At 30.1% G+C, this 16,635-nt stretch carries 14 protein-coding genes and 1 tRNA gene; 4 read left to right on the top strand and 11 right to left on the bottom strand.

Annotation, left to right across the window (positions count from 1 at the left end; genetic code table 11):
• Nucleotides 1-95: 95 nt before the first annotated feature.
• The 5 genes from B2S02_RS13430 to glsA form a co-directional block, all read right to left on the bottom strand.
• The gene (locus B2S02_RS13430) at nt 96-674 is read right to left on the bottom strand and encodes a lytic transglycosylase domain-containing protein (protein WP_346920873.1); all 579 of its coding nucleotides are present in this window, start codon (nt 672-674) and stop codon (nt 96-98) included.
• A gap of 13 nt (nt 675-687) precedes the next feature.
• Nucleotides 688-1,293: a dephospho-CoA kinase gene (gene coaE / locus B2S02_RS13425; protein WP_084178163.1), complete on the bottom strand. Its 606-nt coding sequence runs from the start codon at nt 1,291-1,293 to the stop codon at nt 688-690.
• Nucleotides 1,280-3,913: a DNA polymerase I gene (gene polA / locus B2S02_RS13420; protein ID WP_346920931.1), complete on the bottom strand. Its 2,634-nt coding sequence runs from the start codon at nt 3,911-3,913 to the stop codon at nt 1,280-1,282. Before polA ends, coaE begins: the two co-directional genes overlap by 14 nt.
• Nucleotides 3,914-4,258: 345 nt before the next feature.
• Complete coding sequence (locus B2S02_RS18270) at nt 4,259-4,366, bottom strand: DUF554 family protein (RefSeq protein ID WP_414632897.1); 108 nt, start codon at nt 4,364-4,366, stop codon at nt 4,259-4,261.
• A 35-nt stretch (nt 4,367-4,401) separates the two neighbouring features.
• Nucleotides 4,402-5,316, bottom strand: coding sequence for a glutaminase A (gene glsA / locus B2S02_RS13415; protein WP_346920872.1), 915 nt, complete (start codon nt 5,314-5,316; stop codon nt 4,402-4,404).
• A 158-nt stretch (nt 5,317-5,474) separates the two neighbouring features.
• Here glsA and B2S02_RS13410 point away from each other — a divergent pair.
• The 3 genes from B2S02_RS13410 to B2S02_RS13400 all read left to right on the top strand — a co-directional run bounded on the left by B2S02_RS13410 (nt 5,475) and on the right by B2S02_RS13400 (nt 9,260).
• Nucleotides 5,475-5,561: transfer RNA gene (locus B2S02_RS13410), tRNA-Leu, on the top strand.
• A 124-nt stretch (nt 5,562-5,685) separates the two neighbouring features.
• Nucleotides 5,686-7,545, top strand: a complete 1,860-nt coding sequence (locus B2S02_RS13405; protein WP_346920871.1) for a S8 family peptidase — start codon at nt 5,686-5,688, stop codon at nt 7,543-7,545.
• Nucleotides 7,542-9,260: a S8 family peptidase gene (locus tag B2S02_RS13400; protein WP_346920870.1), complete on the top strand. Its 1,719-nt coding sequence runs from the start codon at nt 7,542-7,544 to the stop codon at nt 9,258-9,260. The genes B2S02_RS13405 and B2S02_RS13400 overlap by 4 nt, the downstream gene beginning before the upstream one ends.
• Before the next feature lie 76 nt (nt 9,261-9,336).
• On the opposite strand, the gene B2S02_RS13395 is transcribed toward B2S02_RS13400, so the two are convergent.
• The 3 genes from B2S02_RS13395 to B2S02_RS13385 all read right to left on the bottom strand — a co-directional run bounded on the left by B2S02_RS13395 (nt 9,337) and on the right by B2S02_RS13385 (nt 12,646).
• Nucleotides 9,337-10,506, bottom strand: coding sequence for a SpoIIE family protein phosphatase (locus tag B2S02_RS13395; RefSeq protein WP_346920869.1), 1,170 nt, complete (start codon nt 10,504-10,506; stop codon nt 9,337-9,339).
• Nucleotides 10,499-12,193 (bottom strand): [Fe-Fe] hydrogenase large subunit C-terminal domain-containing protein, encoded by a 1,695-nt coding sequence (locus tag B2S02_RS13390; RefSeq protein WP_346920868.1) that lies wholly within the window; start codon nt 12,191-12,193, stop codon nt 10,499-10,501. Before B2S02_RS13390 ends, B2S02_RS13395 begins: the two co-directional genes overlap by 8 nt.
• Nucleotides 12,194-12,436: 243 nt before the next feature.
• Nucleotides 12,437-12,646 (bottom strand): DUF3006 domain-containing protein, encoded by a 210-nt coding sequence (locus tag B2S02_RS13385; RefSeq protein ID WP_346846524.1) that lies wholly within the window; start codon nt 12,644-12,646, stop codon nt 12,437-12,439.
• A gap of 180 nt (nt 12,647-12,826) precedes the next feature.
• On the opposite strand from B2S02_RS13385, the gene B2S02_RS13380 reads away from it, so the two are divergent.
• Entirely contained in the window at nt 12,827-13,291 is a 465-nt protein-coding gene (locus tag B2S02_RS13380; RefSeq protein ID WP_346846523.1) for a DUF4883 family protein, read from the top strand.
• 262 nt (nt 13,292-13,553) lie between these two features.
• On the opposite strand, the gene B2S02_RS13375 is transcribed toward B2S02_RS13380, so the two are convergent.
• The 3 genes from B2S02_RS13375 to B2S02_RS13365 all read right to left on the bottom strand — a co-directional run bounded on the left by B2S02_RS13375 (nt 13,554) and on the right by B2S02_RS13365 (nt 16,340).
• On the bottom strand, nt 13,554-14,990 hold the full coding sequence (locus tag B2S02_RS13375) for an aminopeptidase (protein ID WP_346920867.1): 1,437 nt from the start codon (nt 14,988-14,990) through the stop codon (nt 13,554-13,556).
• Between the two features lie 175 nt (nt 14,991-15,165).
• Nucleotides 15,166-16,077 (bottom strand): HPr(Ser) kinase/phosphatase, encoded by a 912-nt coding sequence (hprK, locus tag B2S02_RS13370; protein ID WP_346884455.1) that lies wholly within the window; start codon nt 16,075-16,077, stop codon nt 15,166-15,168.
• 62 nt (nt 16,078-16,139) lie between these two features.
• Nucleotides 16,140-16,340, bottom strand: a complete 201-nt coding sequence (locus B2S02_RS13365; protein WP_035133744.1) for a DUF896 domain-containing protein — start codon at nt 16,338-16,340, stop codon at nt 16,140-16,142.
• Nucleotides 16,341-16,635: the final 295 nt, after the last annotated feature.

Genomic DNA, 16,635 nt, shown 5'->3' with positions numbered 1-16,635 from the left:
AATCAACTTAGTTTAAATCAATTTAATAAATAAACCCAATTTAATTTATAATAAATTAAATTGGGTTTATTACTATAATTATTGCAATATATGTTTTACTCTGCCTTTTGACCTAAATTGTATAGATATTTATATATTCTATGATTAAATTTAACCTTTTGAACATAACTTTTAGTTTCCTTAAATGGAATCTTATGAAGTTTTTTTCCATCGCTAGAATATTTCTCATCCTCAAGCCACTTAGTAACATTTCCAGGACCACCATTGTAAGCCGCTAATACAAGAATATAATCCCCGTTAAAATCCTCACTCAATTTTTTCAAATACCAAGTTCCCATTCTTATATTAATCTCAGGATCTGCTATTATTTCTTCATTAAAGTTACTTAATTCTAGTTTTTCTGCAATCCACTTTCCCGTATCTGGCATTATCTGCATTAATCCTATTGCTCCCTTTGATGAGCTTGCATCTACTGCAAATTTACTTTCTGTATTAATTACTGCTGCTACTAAATTCGGATCTACATTGTACATCTCACTATATTCAATAATACTTTTTTCATACTCTAATGGAAAAAAGCTTTTTAATATAACTTTAAAATTAACAATAATAATTACAGCTATAACTATTATCAATATATTCTTCCTGGTCCTTTTATTAGATTTATAAGTCATTTTTCCCCCTAATCTATTTAAGCTTGCTTATTACTTTCATCACTTTAATCCTAGTTTCTTGCAGATTTCCACTATTATCAATGATAAAGTCTGCAAACTTACATTTTTCTTTTGTACTCATTTGATTATTTATTCTTATAGTTGCTTCTTCCATTGAAAAATTATCTCGTCTCATAACTCTCTCTAACTGTATTTCTTCGCTGGCAATAACAACTATTATCTTATCCATATAAGTATGAAGTTTACTTTCTATTAATGTAGGTGCATCAACTATGCACATTTCTTCTCCTATATCATTATATTTATTTATTTCACTAAATATATCATGAAAAATATGAGGCATTATTATATTTTCATATTGAGCTTTTTTATTTTTATCAGAAAATATTAGATTTCCCATTTTACGCCTTAGAAACTCACCATTTTCATCAAAATATTCATCACCAAAAACTCTTCTTACTTCTAATAAAATATTAGGATGATTCACAAGTACTTTTCTAGAAATTTTATCTGCATCAATAACCGGAATATTATTTTCCCTAAAAATCATACTTATGGTACTTTTTCCACAACCAATGCCCCCTGTTAAACCTACTCTTAATATATTATTTTGCTTCATACCAAGTGTCTCCTATAGAAATATCTACATCTAGGGGAACTTTAAGATCTAGTACATTCTCCATTTCCTTCTTAACTATATCCTTTACTAAGTCAAGTTCATCCTTATATACATTAAGTATAAGTTCATCATGAACTTGTAAAATTAATCTACTCCTAAGTTGTTTTAATTTAAGCTCATTAGCAACATTCACCATGGCAATCTTTATAATATCTGCTGCACTACCTTGAATAGGTGCATTCATAGCTAATCTTTTTCCTAAAGCTTTTACAATTTTATTAGAAGATTTTACTTCTGGAATATATCTTTTTCTATGAAGAAGTGTTGTTACATAAGAATTTTCTTCTGCTTCTTCAATTACTCTATCCATATACTTTTGTACATTCCCATATCTCTCAAGGTATGTATCAATATACTTTTTAGCCTCTCCTCGTGTTATCCCTAAATCTTGAGCCAAGCTGAAATCACCTATTCCGTAAACAATTCCAAAGTTAACAGCCTTTGCATTACTTCTCATTGTCTTAGTTACATTTTCAATTGGCACATTGAATACTTCTGATGCTGTAGAAGTATGGATATCTAAACTATTTCTAAAAGCTTTTATCATATTTTCATCTTCAGAAATATGCGCAAGAACTCTAAGTTCAATTTGTGAATAATCCGCCGACAAAATTACTGAATCTTCATTGTGTGGTATGAAAACTTTTCTTATTGATCTTCCATTCTCATTTTTGATTGGTATATTCTGAAGGTTAGGTTCTGTACTAGATAATCTGCCAGTAGTAGTTACAGTTTGAGTAAAGTTGGAATGTATCCTTCCATCTTCATCTATTACATTTTTAAGTCCCTCTATATAGGTAGAGTATAGTTTTGTAATTTGTCTAAAATATAAAATTTTATTTATTATCTCATGTTTATCCTTTAAAGCATCGAGTACTTCCGCATTGGTGGAATAACCTGTTTTAGTTTTCTTTATTACTGGTAGGTCTAGTTTTTCAAATAATATTTTTCCAAGCTGCTTAGGAGAATTTATATTAAATTCTTCCCCTGCCAAATGGTATACCTCTTTTGTAAGAGTATCAATCTCTCCACTAAATTTAGTTCCTAGATTCTCCAATTCTTTTCTATTGATATTAAACCCTTCATATTCCATATATGATATAACCTTAGTAAGCGGTTGTTCTACTTTAAACAGTAGTTCTTCCATATCTTCTTTTTTAATTTCCTCTTTTAGGATTGTATATATTTTCTCAAGAGCTACAATTTCATTGGCTTTAAGGGAGTCTTCATCTCCGTCAAATGTCTTTCCTAGCCTTTCTTCGTAAAGTGTTTTTATGGAATACTCTGATTTTGATGAATCTAATAAGTAAGCTGCTATTTCCACATCAAAATTTACTAGGTCTAAATCAATACCAAGCTTTAAAAAAGCAGTATATCCATATTTAATACCATGGGTAATTTTTTCAAGGCTAGAATTATGAAAAATTATCTTCATTGCATTTATAAAGCCTTTTCTATCTTCTTCTAGCAATTTATCACAATAAAGTAGATACACCTGACCTTCTGACAATATTCCTATGGTCTTTACCATAATTTTGGCAAAATTACTTGTATCCTCCACATATAACTTTACAAAAACCCTATTTTTTATATTAGGTATAACATCATTCAAATCTTTAATTTCATTTATAACTTTATAATCAACAACTTCTAATCTTTGATTTTCAGGAGTTTCAGAACTATCTTGTGAAAGATTTTCAAATTTATTAAGAAGAGATTTAAATTGTAATTTTAGACACATATCTCTAACTTCACAATTGTTAAAGTTTCCTTTAGTTCTTAACTGCTCCATAGGTATTTCTACAGGAACTTTAGTAATAATTGTAGCTAACTTTTTACTAAAAATTGCTTGTTCACTATACTCTTGAAGAGACTCTTTGAGTTTTTTACCACTGATATTAGATATATTCATCAAAACATCTTCTATGCTACCATATTCCTTAATTAACTTAAATGCAGTCTTCTCACCTATCCCCGGAACTCCTGGAATATTATCTGATTTATCTCCCATTAGGCCCTTCACATCTATATATTGAGTAGGTGTTACCCCAAAATCTTCAATAAATCTTTCTTTATTATATATCTCTTTTTCTGTAATTCCTTTTTTATTTATAACTACATTAACGTTATCTGTAGCTAGTTGAAGAGCATCTTTATCTCCTGTTACCACATAAACTTCCATACCTTCTTCTTCTGCTAAAACAGATATAGTACCTATTAAATCATCTGCCTCATATCCCTCTAACTCAAATACGCTTATTCCCATCTTGGATAATATTTCTCTTATTATAGGAAATTGCATGGAAAGCTCTGGAGGTGTTTTCTTCCTTCCTGCTTTATAATCTTCATATTCCTTATGTCTAAATGTATTAGAAGATTTATCAAAGGCAGCTACAATATAATCTGGATTTATATCTTCTTTAATTTTAAGAAGCATATTTAAAAACCCATATACTCCATTAGTATAAACGCCTTCTTTTGTTGTAAGTTCTGGTATAGCATAAAATGCTCTATATAGTAAGCTATTTCCATCTAAAACAGCTAAGCTTTCTCTATTAATTTTAATCACATCCATTCAAATTATTTAATCACTTTTATTGAATTCCTTCATTTTTTCTTATTATCCCCTATATTATTCTTTACTTTTTTGAGCCTAAAGTCAAGTAAATAAACAGGATTCTTTTGATAAATGATTATATCATTACTTCATGTTATTAACAATAAAACTTGTAATTTTTAAATATAAGTTTTCATTCATCTTCATTATAAGTATAATATAGATTTTATTTAATAAAATCTAATTTAATAAACCTTCTAAGATANNTATCTTAGAAGGTTTATTAAATGCAAAAATATATTTCTAAATACAACTAAGTATTTATATAAACAAATAAATAATAACTAATCAAAAAATTGCTGGTAAATAATTCTTAACTTTAAATCTTGATATCTTCATCATATTTAAGGCTAATTCAATAATTAAAAGTGAACCAGCACAAGTCATTTCTGCAATAGATGTATTTTTACCCTTACATTGTTTTTCAACTTCTAAAATATACTTAAATCTAATTCATGGGATAATTTTTCTAGAATCTTGATTCCACCTATGCTATTTCCCTGAGTATCAAGAGCAGGACCTACAACTCCGATTCCCATCCTTCTAGGTACTGCAGCCATTATTCCTCCACCAACTCCACTCTTTGCTGGAATTCCTATATGTACAGCAAACTTTCCAGATGCATCATACATGCCACAAGTAACCATTATGGTTTTAACTATTCTGCATGCCTCTCTGGATATAACTCTTTCATTATTTATAAGAACTCCATCATTGGCAAGCATAGCTCCTATCCTAGCTATATCTTTGCAAGTTATCTCCATAGAACAAGCTTTAAAGTAGACATCTAAAATTTCCTCTACATCTCCTTCTATTATACCATTACCCTTCATGTAATAAGCTAATGCTCTGTTTCTATTTCCTGTTTTCTTTTCACTCTCATACACATTGTAATTTATACCTATCTCATCATTTCCAGTTATTTTTCTAGTAAAGTTAAGTATTCTATTTATTTTTTCATCAGCTGTTTCTCCATTAATTAAAGACACTGTTGCAATTGCTCCTGCGTTTATCATAGGATTCAATGGTTGTTTTTGTTCATGAGTTTCCAAGTTAGTTATAGAATTAAATCCTGATTCTGTAGGCTCCATTCCCACTTTAGTGAAAACGTATTCTGTACCATTATCTAGGATTGCTAACATTAGGGTTATTACTTTAGACATACTTTGTATTGTGAATTTAATATCCCAATCACCTGCAAAATATTCTTCACCACCTAAATTGGTAACCCAAATACCTAGAGCTTCTGGATTAGCTTTTGCAAGTTCTGGTATATATAAAGCCACTTCACCTTTACTTGTCCATTTTCTACAATCTTCAATTATATTTTCCAAGATCCTCTTCATTATCATGTCTCCCCTCTGATTTAATTACTTACAGTTTTATTATATTAATCAAGTACCTATTTTTCAATACTTAAGTATCAACTTCTACACTATCCTTATCTAAGATAAAAATACTATTGTAATCCTTAGGATATTGTGGTAAAATACTAAATGTACTAGCCGGTGTGATGGAATTGGCAGACGTGCGGGACTCAAAATCCCGTGGTGGCAACACCGTACCGGTTCGACCCCGGTCACCGGCACCAGTAAAAAACCTCTTGATTAATCAAGAGGTTTTTTTATATTATAAACTTATTTTAGCAAATGATATCATGAAATATTTAAACTGAAATATAATAATAATATAAAGTACTATTATTGGGAGTATCTATGATTAATTCAAGAGATTGTAGTTTATATTACGATGAAAATGTATCTAATTTTCTTGTTCAATATAAAAATAAAGATGAGTTTAAAAAACAAATAGATAAAATATCCTATGCTTGTGGTGATGTAATTACAGATAATCTAGCTGTAGTAGCAGTGTCCCATTTAGAAATGAATAGATTGTTAAAAGAAGTTCCCCAAATTATTTTTTTCGACTTTAGAAAAATGTTTGTATTAGGTGAAACTTCAAAATCTACTTCCCCTCCTTCCGTGGGTAATATAAATTCCATATTAATAAATCCTTATTTGAATTTAACTGGCAGAGGAGTTCTAATAGGTATTGTAGATACTGGTATAGATTATCTTAATAATGAATTTATTAGAGAAGATGATACCTCAAGAATAGTTAGCCTATGGGATCAAACTATCTCAAACAATAGTTCTAGCACCTATATGGGTACTACTTATTCTAATGAACAAATTAATGCAGCAATTAAAGCCTATAGAAACAATGAAGATCCTTATACCATTGTGCCATCTAAAGATACTATTGGGCATGGCACACAGGTTGCAGGGATTATAGGTGCCAGAGGTAATAACTCTGATGTAAGAGGTATAGCCAATGACAGTGACTTTGTAATTGTAAAGCTCTTTGAATCTACTAATTTTAGAAAAGCCTTATTAGAAAATGGTGTAGAGTATACCCCAGTATATAATGCCAGTGAAATCGTATCTGGAATCGAATATTTAAAAAATGTTGCTATTGAACTTAAAAGACCCATGGTAATATATTTAGGCTTAGGTTCTACAGAAAGTAGCCACGATGGAACTAGCTTGATTTCCAGATATGTATCCTCTATAGGTACTATTAGAGGAATATGTTTAGTCTCAGGCGTTGGAAATGAAGGAGCTGCTCAAACCCATGCTACTGGTTATATCAAAAACAAAACTGACCCATCATCCCTAGAGCTTAGAATAACAAAAGAAATGAAATTTTTCACATTTAACATATGGGTTAAAAAGCCAAACAGAGCTTCTTTGGTCATAGTATCTCCTACTGGTGAAAGCTCTAGCCTATTAAAATCCAAGGATGTTAATGAACAGAATACTAAATTCGTATTCTTAAACACTAGATCAAGAGTTCTATATTTTAATCCTGAACATTTTACTGGCCATGAAGTTATCCATGTAGAATTTTATGACATAAAACCTGGCATATGGACTTTTAGACTAATAGGAGAATATTTAATTGATGGTCGATATGATATTTGGCTACAACCCCATAATACTTTACCTGACGGTACCGAATTTCTTCAACCTAACCCATTAAATACACTAACTGAACCATCCACAGCTGTTAATGTTGTTACTGTTTCTTATTACGGTGAAGATAATGCTTTAATTTCCACTTCTGGAAGAGGTTTTAATACCAACAACCTAATCAATCCTGATATAGCTACTTTAGGCACAAATATTTTAACAACCAAAGTTACTGGTGGTACTACCACCATGTCTGGTAGTTCTGCTGCAACTGCTATAGTTGCAGGAGCCTGTGCAATATTATTAGAATGGGGAATTATTAATGGCAATGATCAAACTATATATTCTCAAAAAATTAGAAGTTATCTAATGCATGGTGCTGCTAGGAGCAGTTATTACCGTTTTCCTAATCAGGAATTAGGATATGGATATTTAGACCTATTAGGTGTTTTTAACTTTATAAGTAGATCCTATTCTACAGATATATCTCTTAACAGAACAAACACTTGCGATGAATGTAATAAAAATGATGATTATATTGTATATACTACTAATAATGTGTTTATAAGAATTCCAAAATGTATTGTAGGTGATTTTATATGAAGCAACATTTAGATGTTCCTGATAACATTTTTTATGATATAAATTACGATCATTATATTGTTCAGTATCAAGGAAATATTCAACAAGATATCACTCAAGAGCCGAGTCACTATTTAACTATAATTAATGACAGATATGCAATCATATCTCTGCCTAAAAACGTAGAAATATCTGTTGGTGACCCTGAATATCCATCCATTGTATATGTAAAACCAGTTGAAATGTATACCCTTCAACAGATTACCCCTACAGAGGCCTCTCAAGTAGGTTTCTTACAGCTAGACCTACCTTTAACTTTAAATGGCAGTGGTGTAAATATAGCAATTCTTGATACAGGTATAGATTACTTAAGCGAAGAATTTATGAGGGATAATGGAGAAACTAGAATAGAATGTATTTGGGATCAATCAATTCCTTCTAATGGTAAAACTTTAGATGAGTTTATTCCATATGGCTCTGTATATGAAAAGGATGATATTCAGTCTGCTATACAAGCAGCTAGAGAAGGGAAATCACCATATGATATAGTACCAACCATAGATGAAATCGGTCATGGTACAAATATGGCTGGGATAATTGGAGCCACAGGTAAAAATCCCAAGTTAAAGGGTGTAGTCCCCAATTGTGATTTTGTAATTGTCAAATTAATTGAAGACTTTTCCTATAAATCACAATTTAATGTTAAAGTTCCACTTTATAATATAACTACTATTTTTGCAGCCCTAGAATTTTTATATAGATATTCTTTAACTTCATCTAAACCAATGGTCATCCTTTTTCCTCTTGGTACTAATTTAGGCAACCATAAGGGAACTGGAATCTTAGAGCAGTATATAGAGTCTCTAAGCCAAAATAGTGGGCTTGTAGTGGTTGTTCCAACTGGAAATCAAAGAGATAAAGGATGCCATACTTCTGGAATACTATCCGAACCTGGAGAACTTCATATAGTAGAAGTTGATGTATCTCCAGAACAAAATAGTCTTTGGATGGATATTTGGGTAGATTCACCTAATATCATGTCAGTAGAAATTATATCTCCCTCCGGTGAAAGCACTGGTATTATTGGAGCCGTAATTAATAATACAGAATATTACGATTATATATTCGAAAGGACTTCAGTCAAAGTTAATTACTATTTACCTGAAGATATTACCGGTGATGAATTAATACGAATTAGATTTTATGATATACAATCAGGCATATGGAAACTTAGATTGATTACAAATACTGTTTTAAAAGGTAACTTTAATGCTTGGATTCCAGAAGAGGGCTTAACTGTTGGTGGTACTCACTTTAGCTATGCAGATCCCTTTGGGACATCTACTAATCCAAGCAATTCCCCTTATGTTATCTCTGTTGCTGCTTATAATCAAAGCAATAATTATCTTCTAAACTACTCTGGTGCAGGTTTTAACGACCTTAAATTTAATTACGTTGATATAGCAGCTGGTGGTGTAAATGCTATAACAGTAGCTCCTAACAACGAAATTGCAACAGTTAATGGCACCTGTGTAGCTGCTGCTGTTGTTGCTGGTGCTTGTGCTATGTTATTTGAATGGGGATTTACTAGACTTAATGATCCTTACATGTATTCTCAATCTATGAAAACCTATATAGCAAGAGGAGCTGTACAACGTCTTGGGGATATATATCCTAATCCTCAATGGGGCTATGGATTATTAAATATACTTCAAATGTTTCAAAACATGATTTAACTATAATGGTAAAACCCTAATCATAAAATATACTATGATTAGGGTTTTGCAACTTTTCTTCTTTAAAACTCTTTTTTTAACACATACTCACTTTAACATTTTTACCCATATCACTAAGTACCTTTTCTAATTCTCTTATTATTCCTAATTTTATAGTATAGCTAATATGACTGTTGGAATCATCATGAACAGGATTTATTGCATTCCCTATAAAAAAATTTATATCAGTTGATTCTTCAAATAAAATTTTGGCTATCATGGAAGCTCCGTCTATTTTATTTCTTAAATCTAAGGATATAGTTGATGTAACACTATATTGTTTAGCAATATTTAAAACTTTTTCCAAAGTTATAACTCCTTCTGTAACTAAATCTACTCCTTCAATACACGCAGTTGATGGTATTTCCTCATTGCATGTATTGTTGTTTATTACAATAGGCTTATTTAAATATCTACTTGCTATCTTAGCCGTAGTTCCTCCACAAATTATCTTCTTACCTTTTCTTGAAAAAAAAAGTTTTAATACCTTATTATCATCTTCTTTATGCTCTGGTGGACCTATCATAAGATTTACTACTTTTCTCTCACAGATTTTAAACACAGCAACGGTTATGTCATCATCTGGGGAATTTAAATATAAATCCATAGATGCATTTGCTATGGTTGCTGCCATCCTTTGTGGTGACATTTCTGGAGTGTACCATCTCTGAACATATTCTATAACACTTTCTCTTCTCCACCCATTTTTTGTAGTTCTCCCGAGACCAGCACTTGTAACTCCATCAGTTAAAAGTATTATCATATCTCCTATATAAAGCTTAATATTGCTTTCATGTATTTCTTTTTCATATATAACTTTGCACATTGAATCATATACAACGTTTTTTCCTTCTCTAATTAAAATTACCGACGGATTATCAAATTGTGCTAAATATGCATCACCTCGTTGATAAATTTGAAGTATAGTAAAAGTTGAATATGCCATATTTCTAACCTTGCAAACTGGTAAGCTTTTAGCTATTGTATATACGCTTTCCTCTATAGACATATTACTAGCCATCATGGTGCCTAATATCTTTGATGTTAAAGTTGCTAGTATATTAGCCTTAATACCACTTCCCAACCCATCAGACAATACAAATGTGGTCTTATCTTTACCTTTTATTGTAGTATAAAAATCTCCAGAGATAGATTCACCATGTTTGTTAAAGCTTGCAAATCCGCTTTCCAAAAACAAATTAGTCATAATCCTCTTCCTCCATAAGTATTGCTTCTTTAAGGTCTGTAAGTGCTACTTGAGTTTCAGCGGCTGTTTCTCCAAGTAATGATGCAATCTCATGTACAATACACATATGCTTTTCAACAATTTTATCAGTTATCTCTGCTCTAAGTGTCTTTTCTTTAATCAATTTCTCTCTTTTTAGTTTTAGTTTAGTTATATCCTTCATTATACAAATAACAATTCCGCTATTTTTATCATATATAAAATTCTGTTTAACAAACTTACCGTATTCAGGCAAGTAAACATTTTCATTTGCTACATTCTCTTCTTTGCTAATTACCTTTATAAAATCAAATTCATCCAAAATTCTAGATACTGAAAAACCAATAATATCTCTGGAATTTTGAATTTCAAATATATCACAAGCTGATTTATTAATCTGTTGAACTTTTAAATTAGTATCTACAGTAAGAATAGCATTAGGTGTAACACTTATAATCTTATCAGAAAAAGATTCTGCTTTTTCCTTCATATAGGGTAAACACATACTTATTTCTGCTTTTCCTAAAATTACTGCTATTGCTTTTTCTCTACAAGTTGAATACCCACAAGTTCCACAGTTCAATTCATCCTCAATACTGTTTTTCCCCATTTTTCTTAATATACTGCTAATCTCCCTATCACTAGGAGATTGAACAACTACTTGTTCATCTGTAATTCTTCTACTTGTATCAATATTATATTTCAAATCAAAATCAGTAGGATTACATTCATTCAATGCTATACTTTCCACCTTATTCATTGAAGATATCCGTAAGACTTTGTTATGAGATGATGCTGGTCCGTTTATACAACTACCACTACATGCACTCATTTCAATAAAACAATTATCTAGATTATTATTAATTATTTCTTTTATGGTTTCTATACAATTATCTAGACCATCAATAGCAATATATCTATACTCAGAACTTTTATTCATTGTATTCAAAATTCCTCCAGTTATGGGGAATAATCTTGAAACATAAGTGTTTTTATCTATGTTAATATTATCTTCAAATTTTAATCCTTCTTCATTTATCCAAATATCTAGTTCTTCAAAAGTAATGGTTATATTATTGTATTCTTCTCCACTTCCACATTCTTCTTTTTTAGATATGCATGGACCAATAAACACAACAATAGCATCCTTTATATTACTTTTCAATAACTTACTATGAGCTTGCACTGGTGAAATTACAGGTGCTAAATACTTTAACGCTTCTGGATAATGCTTCTGAACTAATTTAACAACCGTAGGACAACATGAAGATATAATTACATTTTTCCAATGATTTTTAATCAAATTTTCATATTCACTTTTGACTATGTATGCTCCTTCTGCCGTTTCAAAAGCATTACTAAATCCAAGCTTTCTTAGCACATTAGCAAATTGTGAAAACTGAGTAACGTTGTAATTTGAAATATAAGAAGGCGCTATACTAGCAATGACCTGTTTCCCCTCCCTGATCAAATTCTTTATAGTTAATACATCATTACGAACTTCTTTGGCATTCTGAGGGCAAACAACCATACAATTACCACATAAAATACAATCTCTTTCAATAATCTGGGCTTGATGATTTTTTACCTCTATAGCTTTAACAGGACAATTTCTAATGCATTTATAACAGTTCTTACAATTAGCTTTTTTAAATTTCAGTATACCCATGGAAAATCTATCCCCTATCATAAAATAAATAATGTAAACTATTTAACAATATCAATTTGATAAAGTTTTAACAACTCAATTGTATAGCCGAATAGTATAATTGTCAATTCTAACTAAGACTCAAATGCCAAGTGCTAAAATATATTCTATAATTTTATTTTCTTAGTGTATATATGTATAAAGTATATTGTTTTCCATAAAAAAAGATATGCTTAACATATCTTTTTGATTAAATTAACACTATTATATCCACATATTATCTGTAAGTTTTTCAATTTCTTTCTTAAGTTTTTCCGTCTCTTTATTATTAATAATATATTTATCATTAACTAAATCCATACAATCTCCCTCTTTAACGCCCTTTGGTAAATATATAATTGGTATATTTACCATTTCCATATCTTCCTTTTCACATACAGCGTACTCTTCTTCAAACCTATCTATAATTATCATAACCTTCCTCCTTTTATACTATTATTAATATAAACATAATTTTTATAATTAAATGGTAAATATTTATAATACAAATATTGCATTTTTATTTATACATATTATACCTAGTATTTTTTCTTATTAGTAGTAATAATTACACCTTAACTTTCATAATTTATAAGGAATAGAGGGGTTGATATTTTGAAAAAGAAATTTTTAATTTTATTTATTATTATTATAACAATAACCACTGGCTGTACAAGGGTAAAGTCATCACTAAATAAAGAAAAAACATATCTTGATTATTATACTCAAGAACTAGTAACAAATCTTAATAAATCAGAGCCAACGCGTATTTCTGTATTTTATAAAGAATTTTTTAAAGAATTTGATTTTCCTTCTACAGAATCTAAAGATATTGTTAGTTTTTTAAATTCCTTAGATGAAAGCTATTTCATAAAAAAACCTAATGATTTACCTGAATCTTATAAATATAAAGTATATATTGAATTCCCAAATAAAAAATATGGCATAACTATATTTAACGAAAAATATATATCTATCTATGATTGGGATGGTAAATATGAAGTTGATTACTTAAACATTACTGAAGTGCCAATTTCCTATAACTTATATGGTATTTGTAAATACTTTACAGAAGAATAGTTAGCAATAAAAGAAAATATAAAAGGCAGAAGAATATTTCTTCTACCTTTTATATCTTATCCTATGACTACCAGCTCTAATACTACCCTCTTCTTCAAAGTAGGTGTAAAGAGCTGGTACGTCCCTGGATAACGATTTCCCCTAAAGGACAACGAATTCTAAGTATCGAAAATACTGATACTAAGAATTCTGCTAGTAACCTTCAGAGGGAGTGTAAAAACTCCCTCTGAAGCAAAGAACTCTGTTTATATAAATATTTAAATTAGATATCTAATAAAAATGCCTCATAAGCTCTGCAAGTTTCATATATGTCTGCTTTACTTGCAATTTCCCATGGAGCGTGCATATTGTGTAGAGCTACACCTGAATCTATAACTTCCATTCCATATTCAGCAAGAATGTATGCTATAGTACCACCGCCACCTTGGTCAACTTTTCCAAGTTCTGATGTTTGCCAATAAACATTATTCTTATCCATTACTCTTCTTAATTGAGCAATAAATTCTGGATTTGCATCATTACATCCACCTTTTCCTCTTGCTCCAGTATATTTATTGAATACCACACCCTTACCGAAGAATGCGTTATTTTGCTTTTCACTTACTGATGGATAATTTGGATCAAAAGCTGCACTTACGTCTGAAGAAAGCATTTTAGAATTTGCAAGTGCTCTTCTAACTTTAAGTTCACTATAATCTTCAACAAGGTTTACAAGTTCTGCTACAGTGTTTTCAAAGAATCTTGACTGCATTCCTGTTGCACCTTGACTTCCAACCTCTTCTTTATCTACAAGTAATGTGATACAAGTTTTATCTGTACTCTTAATTTTCATCATTGCTTCAAAAGAAGTATATGCACATATTCTATCGTCATGACCATAGGCCATAACCATTGAACTATCTAAACCATAACTTCTAGCTCTTCCTGCTGGAACAACCTCTAGCTCTGCTGATACAAAGTCTTCCTCTGTAATTCCGTATTTTTCATTAAGAAGTCTTAATATGTTAAGTTTAACTCTATTTTTAGCTTCTTTATCTTCTACTGGTATAGATCCAACACATACATTTAGACTTTCGCCTTCGATTCCTTTAGCTAATGTCTTAGCCATTTGATCTGCAGATAAGTGAACTAATAAATCTGATATTCCTACTACTGGCTCCCTATCATCTTCACCTATAACTATGTTTACTACACTTCCATCTTTTTTAATCACAACACCATGAATTGCTAGAGGTATAGTAACCCACTGATATTTTTTAATTCCTCCATAGTAATGAGTTTTAAGCATTGCAAAATCTGAATCTTCATATAATGGATTTTGCTTTAGATCAAGTCTTGGTGAGTCAACATGTGCTCCTAATATTTTAAAACCTTTTTCTATAGGTTCTGTTCCTATTAAGAATAATGCAAGAGTTTTTCCCATGCAATTTGCATAAACTTTATCTCCAGCTTTAAGCTTTCTTCCTTCAGCTATGCACTGATTTATATCTAAATATCCGTCTTTTTCTGCCATTTCTATGAATTCAGTAACACATTCTCTTTCAGTTTTACACTTTGACATAAAATCTATATATCTATCTGATAATTCGAATGCCTTACCAAGGTCTTCCTTTCCGTATTTATCCCAGACCAATTCATATTTCTTTTCTAATTTTTTTAAATCTTCCACTAAAATCCCTCCCAATAAAATCATAGTCATATAATTATACTTTTATATTAACTCAACTCAAATTGATTTACAATTTAAATTTGTGAAAATTTCAAATGTATACTATATTTAAATTTATTACAGTAAACTTTATAAGTAAGTGCCTAATACAACTTAAAATTTTTATAAAATTATTCTTTAAATTATATTTTTTGCACTAAAACTCTTAAGTATTTTGACTATCCATGATTCTCTTTTCAATTGTTTCTACCGCAGTACAATTTGATGTGGCATTATATCTAAAATTAGCTGCTGCAGCTTCGATTATAACTGCTATGTTACGCCCTGGCTTTAAAGGTAATACTATTTTCTCTACCTCAACCCCTAGTATCTCCATATACTCTTTATCTACTCCAAGTCTTTCATATTTATCATTTACGTCCCAGTTAACTAAAGAAATAACTAAGTTGATATTTTTTTGAGAAACTATACAGCTACTACCATAAATTGCTGATAAATCAATAATCCCCATACCTCTAACTTCAAGCATTCCTGTAGTTATATAAGGACAAGAACCATATAACTTTCCATCTATTTCTTTAATATCTACTGCATCATCAGCTCCAAGCCTATGACCTCTTTTAATAAGCTCCAATGCTGCTTCACTTTTTCCTATTCCACTTTCTCCTATAATCAATATGCCAATTCCATACACATCTACTAAAACACCATGGAGCCTAGTTTCTGGAGCTAACTCTGAGTCTAAAAAATTACTAACCCTATTAATGAATTTTGTAGTCTTATCAATACTTCTGAGAACAGTAACATTTTTATTTCTTGCTTCTTCTAAAAATTCATCATGTACTTTTAATCCACTTGTAATTATTACTCCAGGTATTGGGAAAGAAAAGTATTTTTTTATTCTACGTATCCTTACTTCTGGATCAAGACACTTTAGATAACTCCACTCAGTTTTACCTACAACTTGAATTCTCTTATTATCGAAATAATCATAGAAACCAGCAAATTGTAATCCAGGCCTATTTATCTCACTTACCACAATATTAGATTCTAAATCTCCTTCTACTAAAACCTCTAAGTTATAGTTGTTAACTAAATCTAAAACTTGTACTCCCATCTTACGCCTCCCCTACCTCATATCTTGCATTTATAATTATTGTTTACTTAAATTCTATTTTACTAATTATTATGTTTTGGGTCTACAGGTTTATATCCACTAATCTGAGCCTTAAAATTTCTTTTAACATTATCTATATACCTTCTTCTCAAAACTTGCTGTCTATTTTTTTCAGCTTCTGTTAAACCAGATTCTTGGCTCTTTTTATATAAAAAGTTTATTTCCTCAATAACTTCTTCTATTTTCATATTATCAATATTTATATATTCTTTATTCATTTTTCCTCCTAATAGTCTATTATACGATTATATAGTAACTTCCCTAAATAATTACTATGATGTGAATTATAGTATTATTTATAGGTATTTTTTTAATTATTTTAAATTTATGTTTATTGCATGTCGCAAAGTGTATTATTATATTTACTTCCATATCCGAGAAATGGCTTTAAGTCATCTTCATATATTTACTTATAAGTTTTTTATGATATATTTATCGCTTTTATGGTGATTTTTGTAAAACTTAATATGAATTTGACTATTAATAATCATTAACATT

The sequence above is a fragment of the Clostridium sp. UBA7339 genome, from assembly GCF_002470865.1.
GTDB lineage: Bacteria > Bacillota > Clostridia > Clostridiales > Clostridiaceae > Clostridium_J > Clostridium_J sulfidigenes.
This window is presented reverse-complemented; position numbering and strand designations above follow the sequence as displayed.

What these genes read in the sequence shown, in the direction of transcription:
- B2S02_RS13395 (WP_346920869.1), bottom strand. Translation starts at nt 10,506, where the DNA reads ATGACTAATTTGTTTTTGGAAAGCGGATTTGCAAGCTTTAACAAACAT.
- B2S02_RS13430 (WP_346920873.1), bottom strand. Translation starts at nt 674, where the DNA reads ATGACTTATAAATCTAATAAAAGGACCAGGAAGAATATATTGATAATA.
- hprK (WP_346884455.1), bottom strand. Translation starts at nt 16,077, where the DNA reads ATGGGAGTACAAGTTTTAGATTTAGTTAACAACTATAACTTAGAGGTT.
- B2S02_RS13405 (WP_346920871.1), top strand. Translation starts at nt 5,686, where the DNA reads ATGATTAATTCAAGAGATTGTAGTTTATATTACGATGAAAATGTATCT.
- glsA (WP_346920872.1), bottom strand. Translation starts at nt 5,316, where the DNA reads ATGAAGAGGATCTTGGAAAATATAATTGAAGATTGTAGAAAATGGACA.
- B2S02_RS13375 (WP_346920867.1), bottom strand. Translation starts at nt 14,990, where the DNA reads ATGACTATGATTTTATTGGGAGGGATTTTAGTGGAAGATTTAAAAAAA.
- B2S02_RS13385 (WP_346846524.1), bottom strand. Translation starts at nt 12,646, where the DNA reads ATGATAATTATAGATAGGTTTGAAGAAGAGTACGCTGTATGTGAAAAG.
- coaE (WP_084178163.1), bottom strand. Translation starts at nt 1,293, where the DNA reads ATGAAGCAAAATAATATATTAAGAGTAGGTTTAACAGGGGGCATTGGT.
- B2S02_RS13400 (WP_346920870.1), top strand. Translation starts at nt 7,542, where the DNA reads ATGAAGCAACATTTAGATGTTCCTGATAACATTTTTTATGATATAAAT.
- B2S02_RS13390 (WP_346920868.1), bottom strand. Translation starts at nt 12,193, where the DNA reads ATGGGTATACTGAAATTTAAAAAAGCTAATTGTAAGAACTGTTATAAA.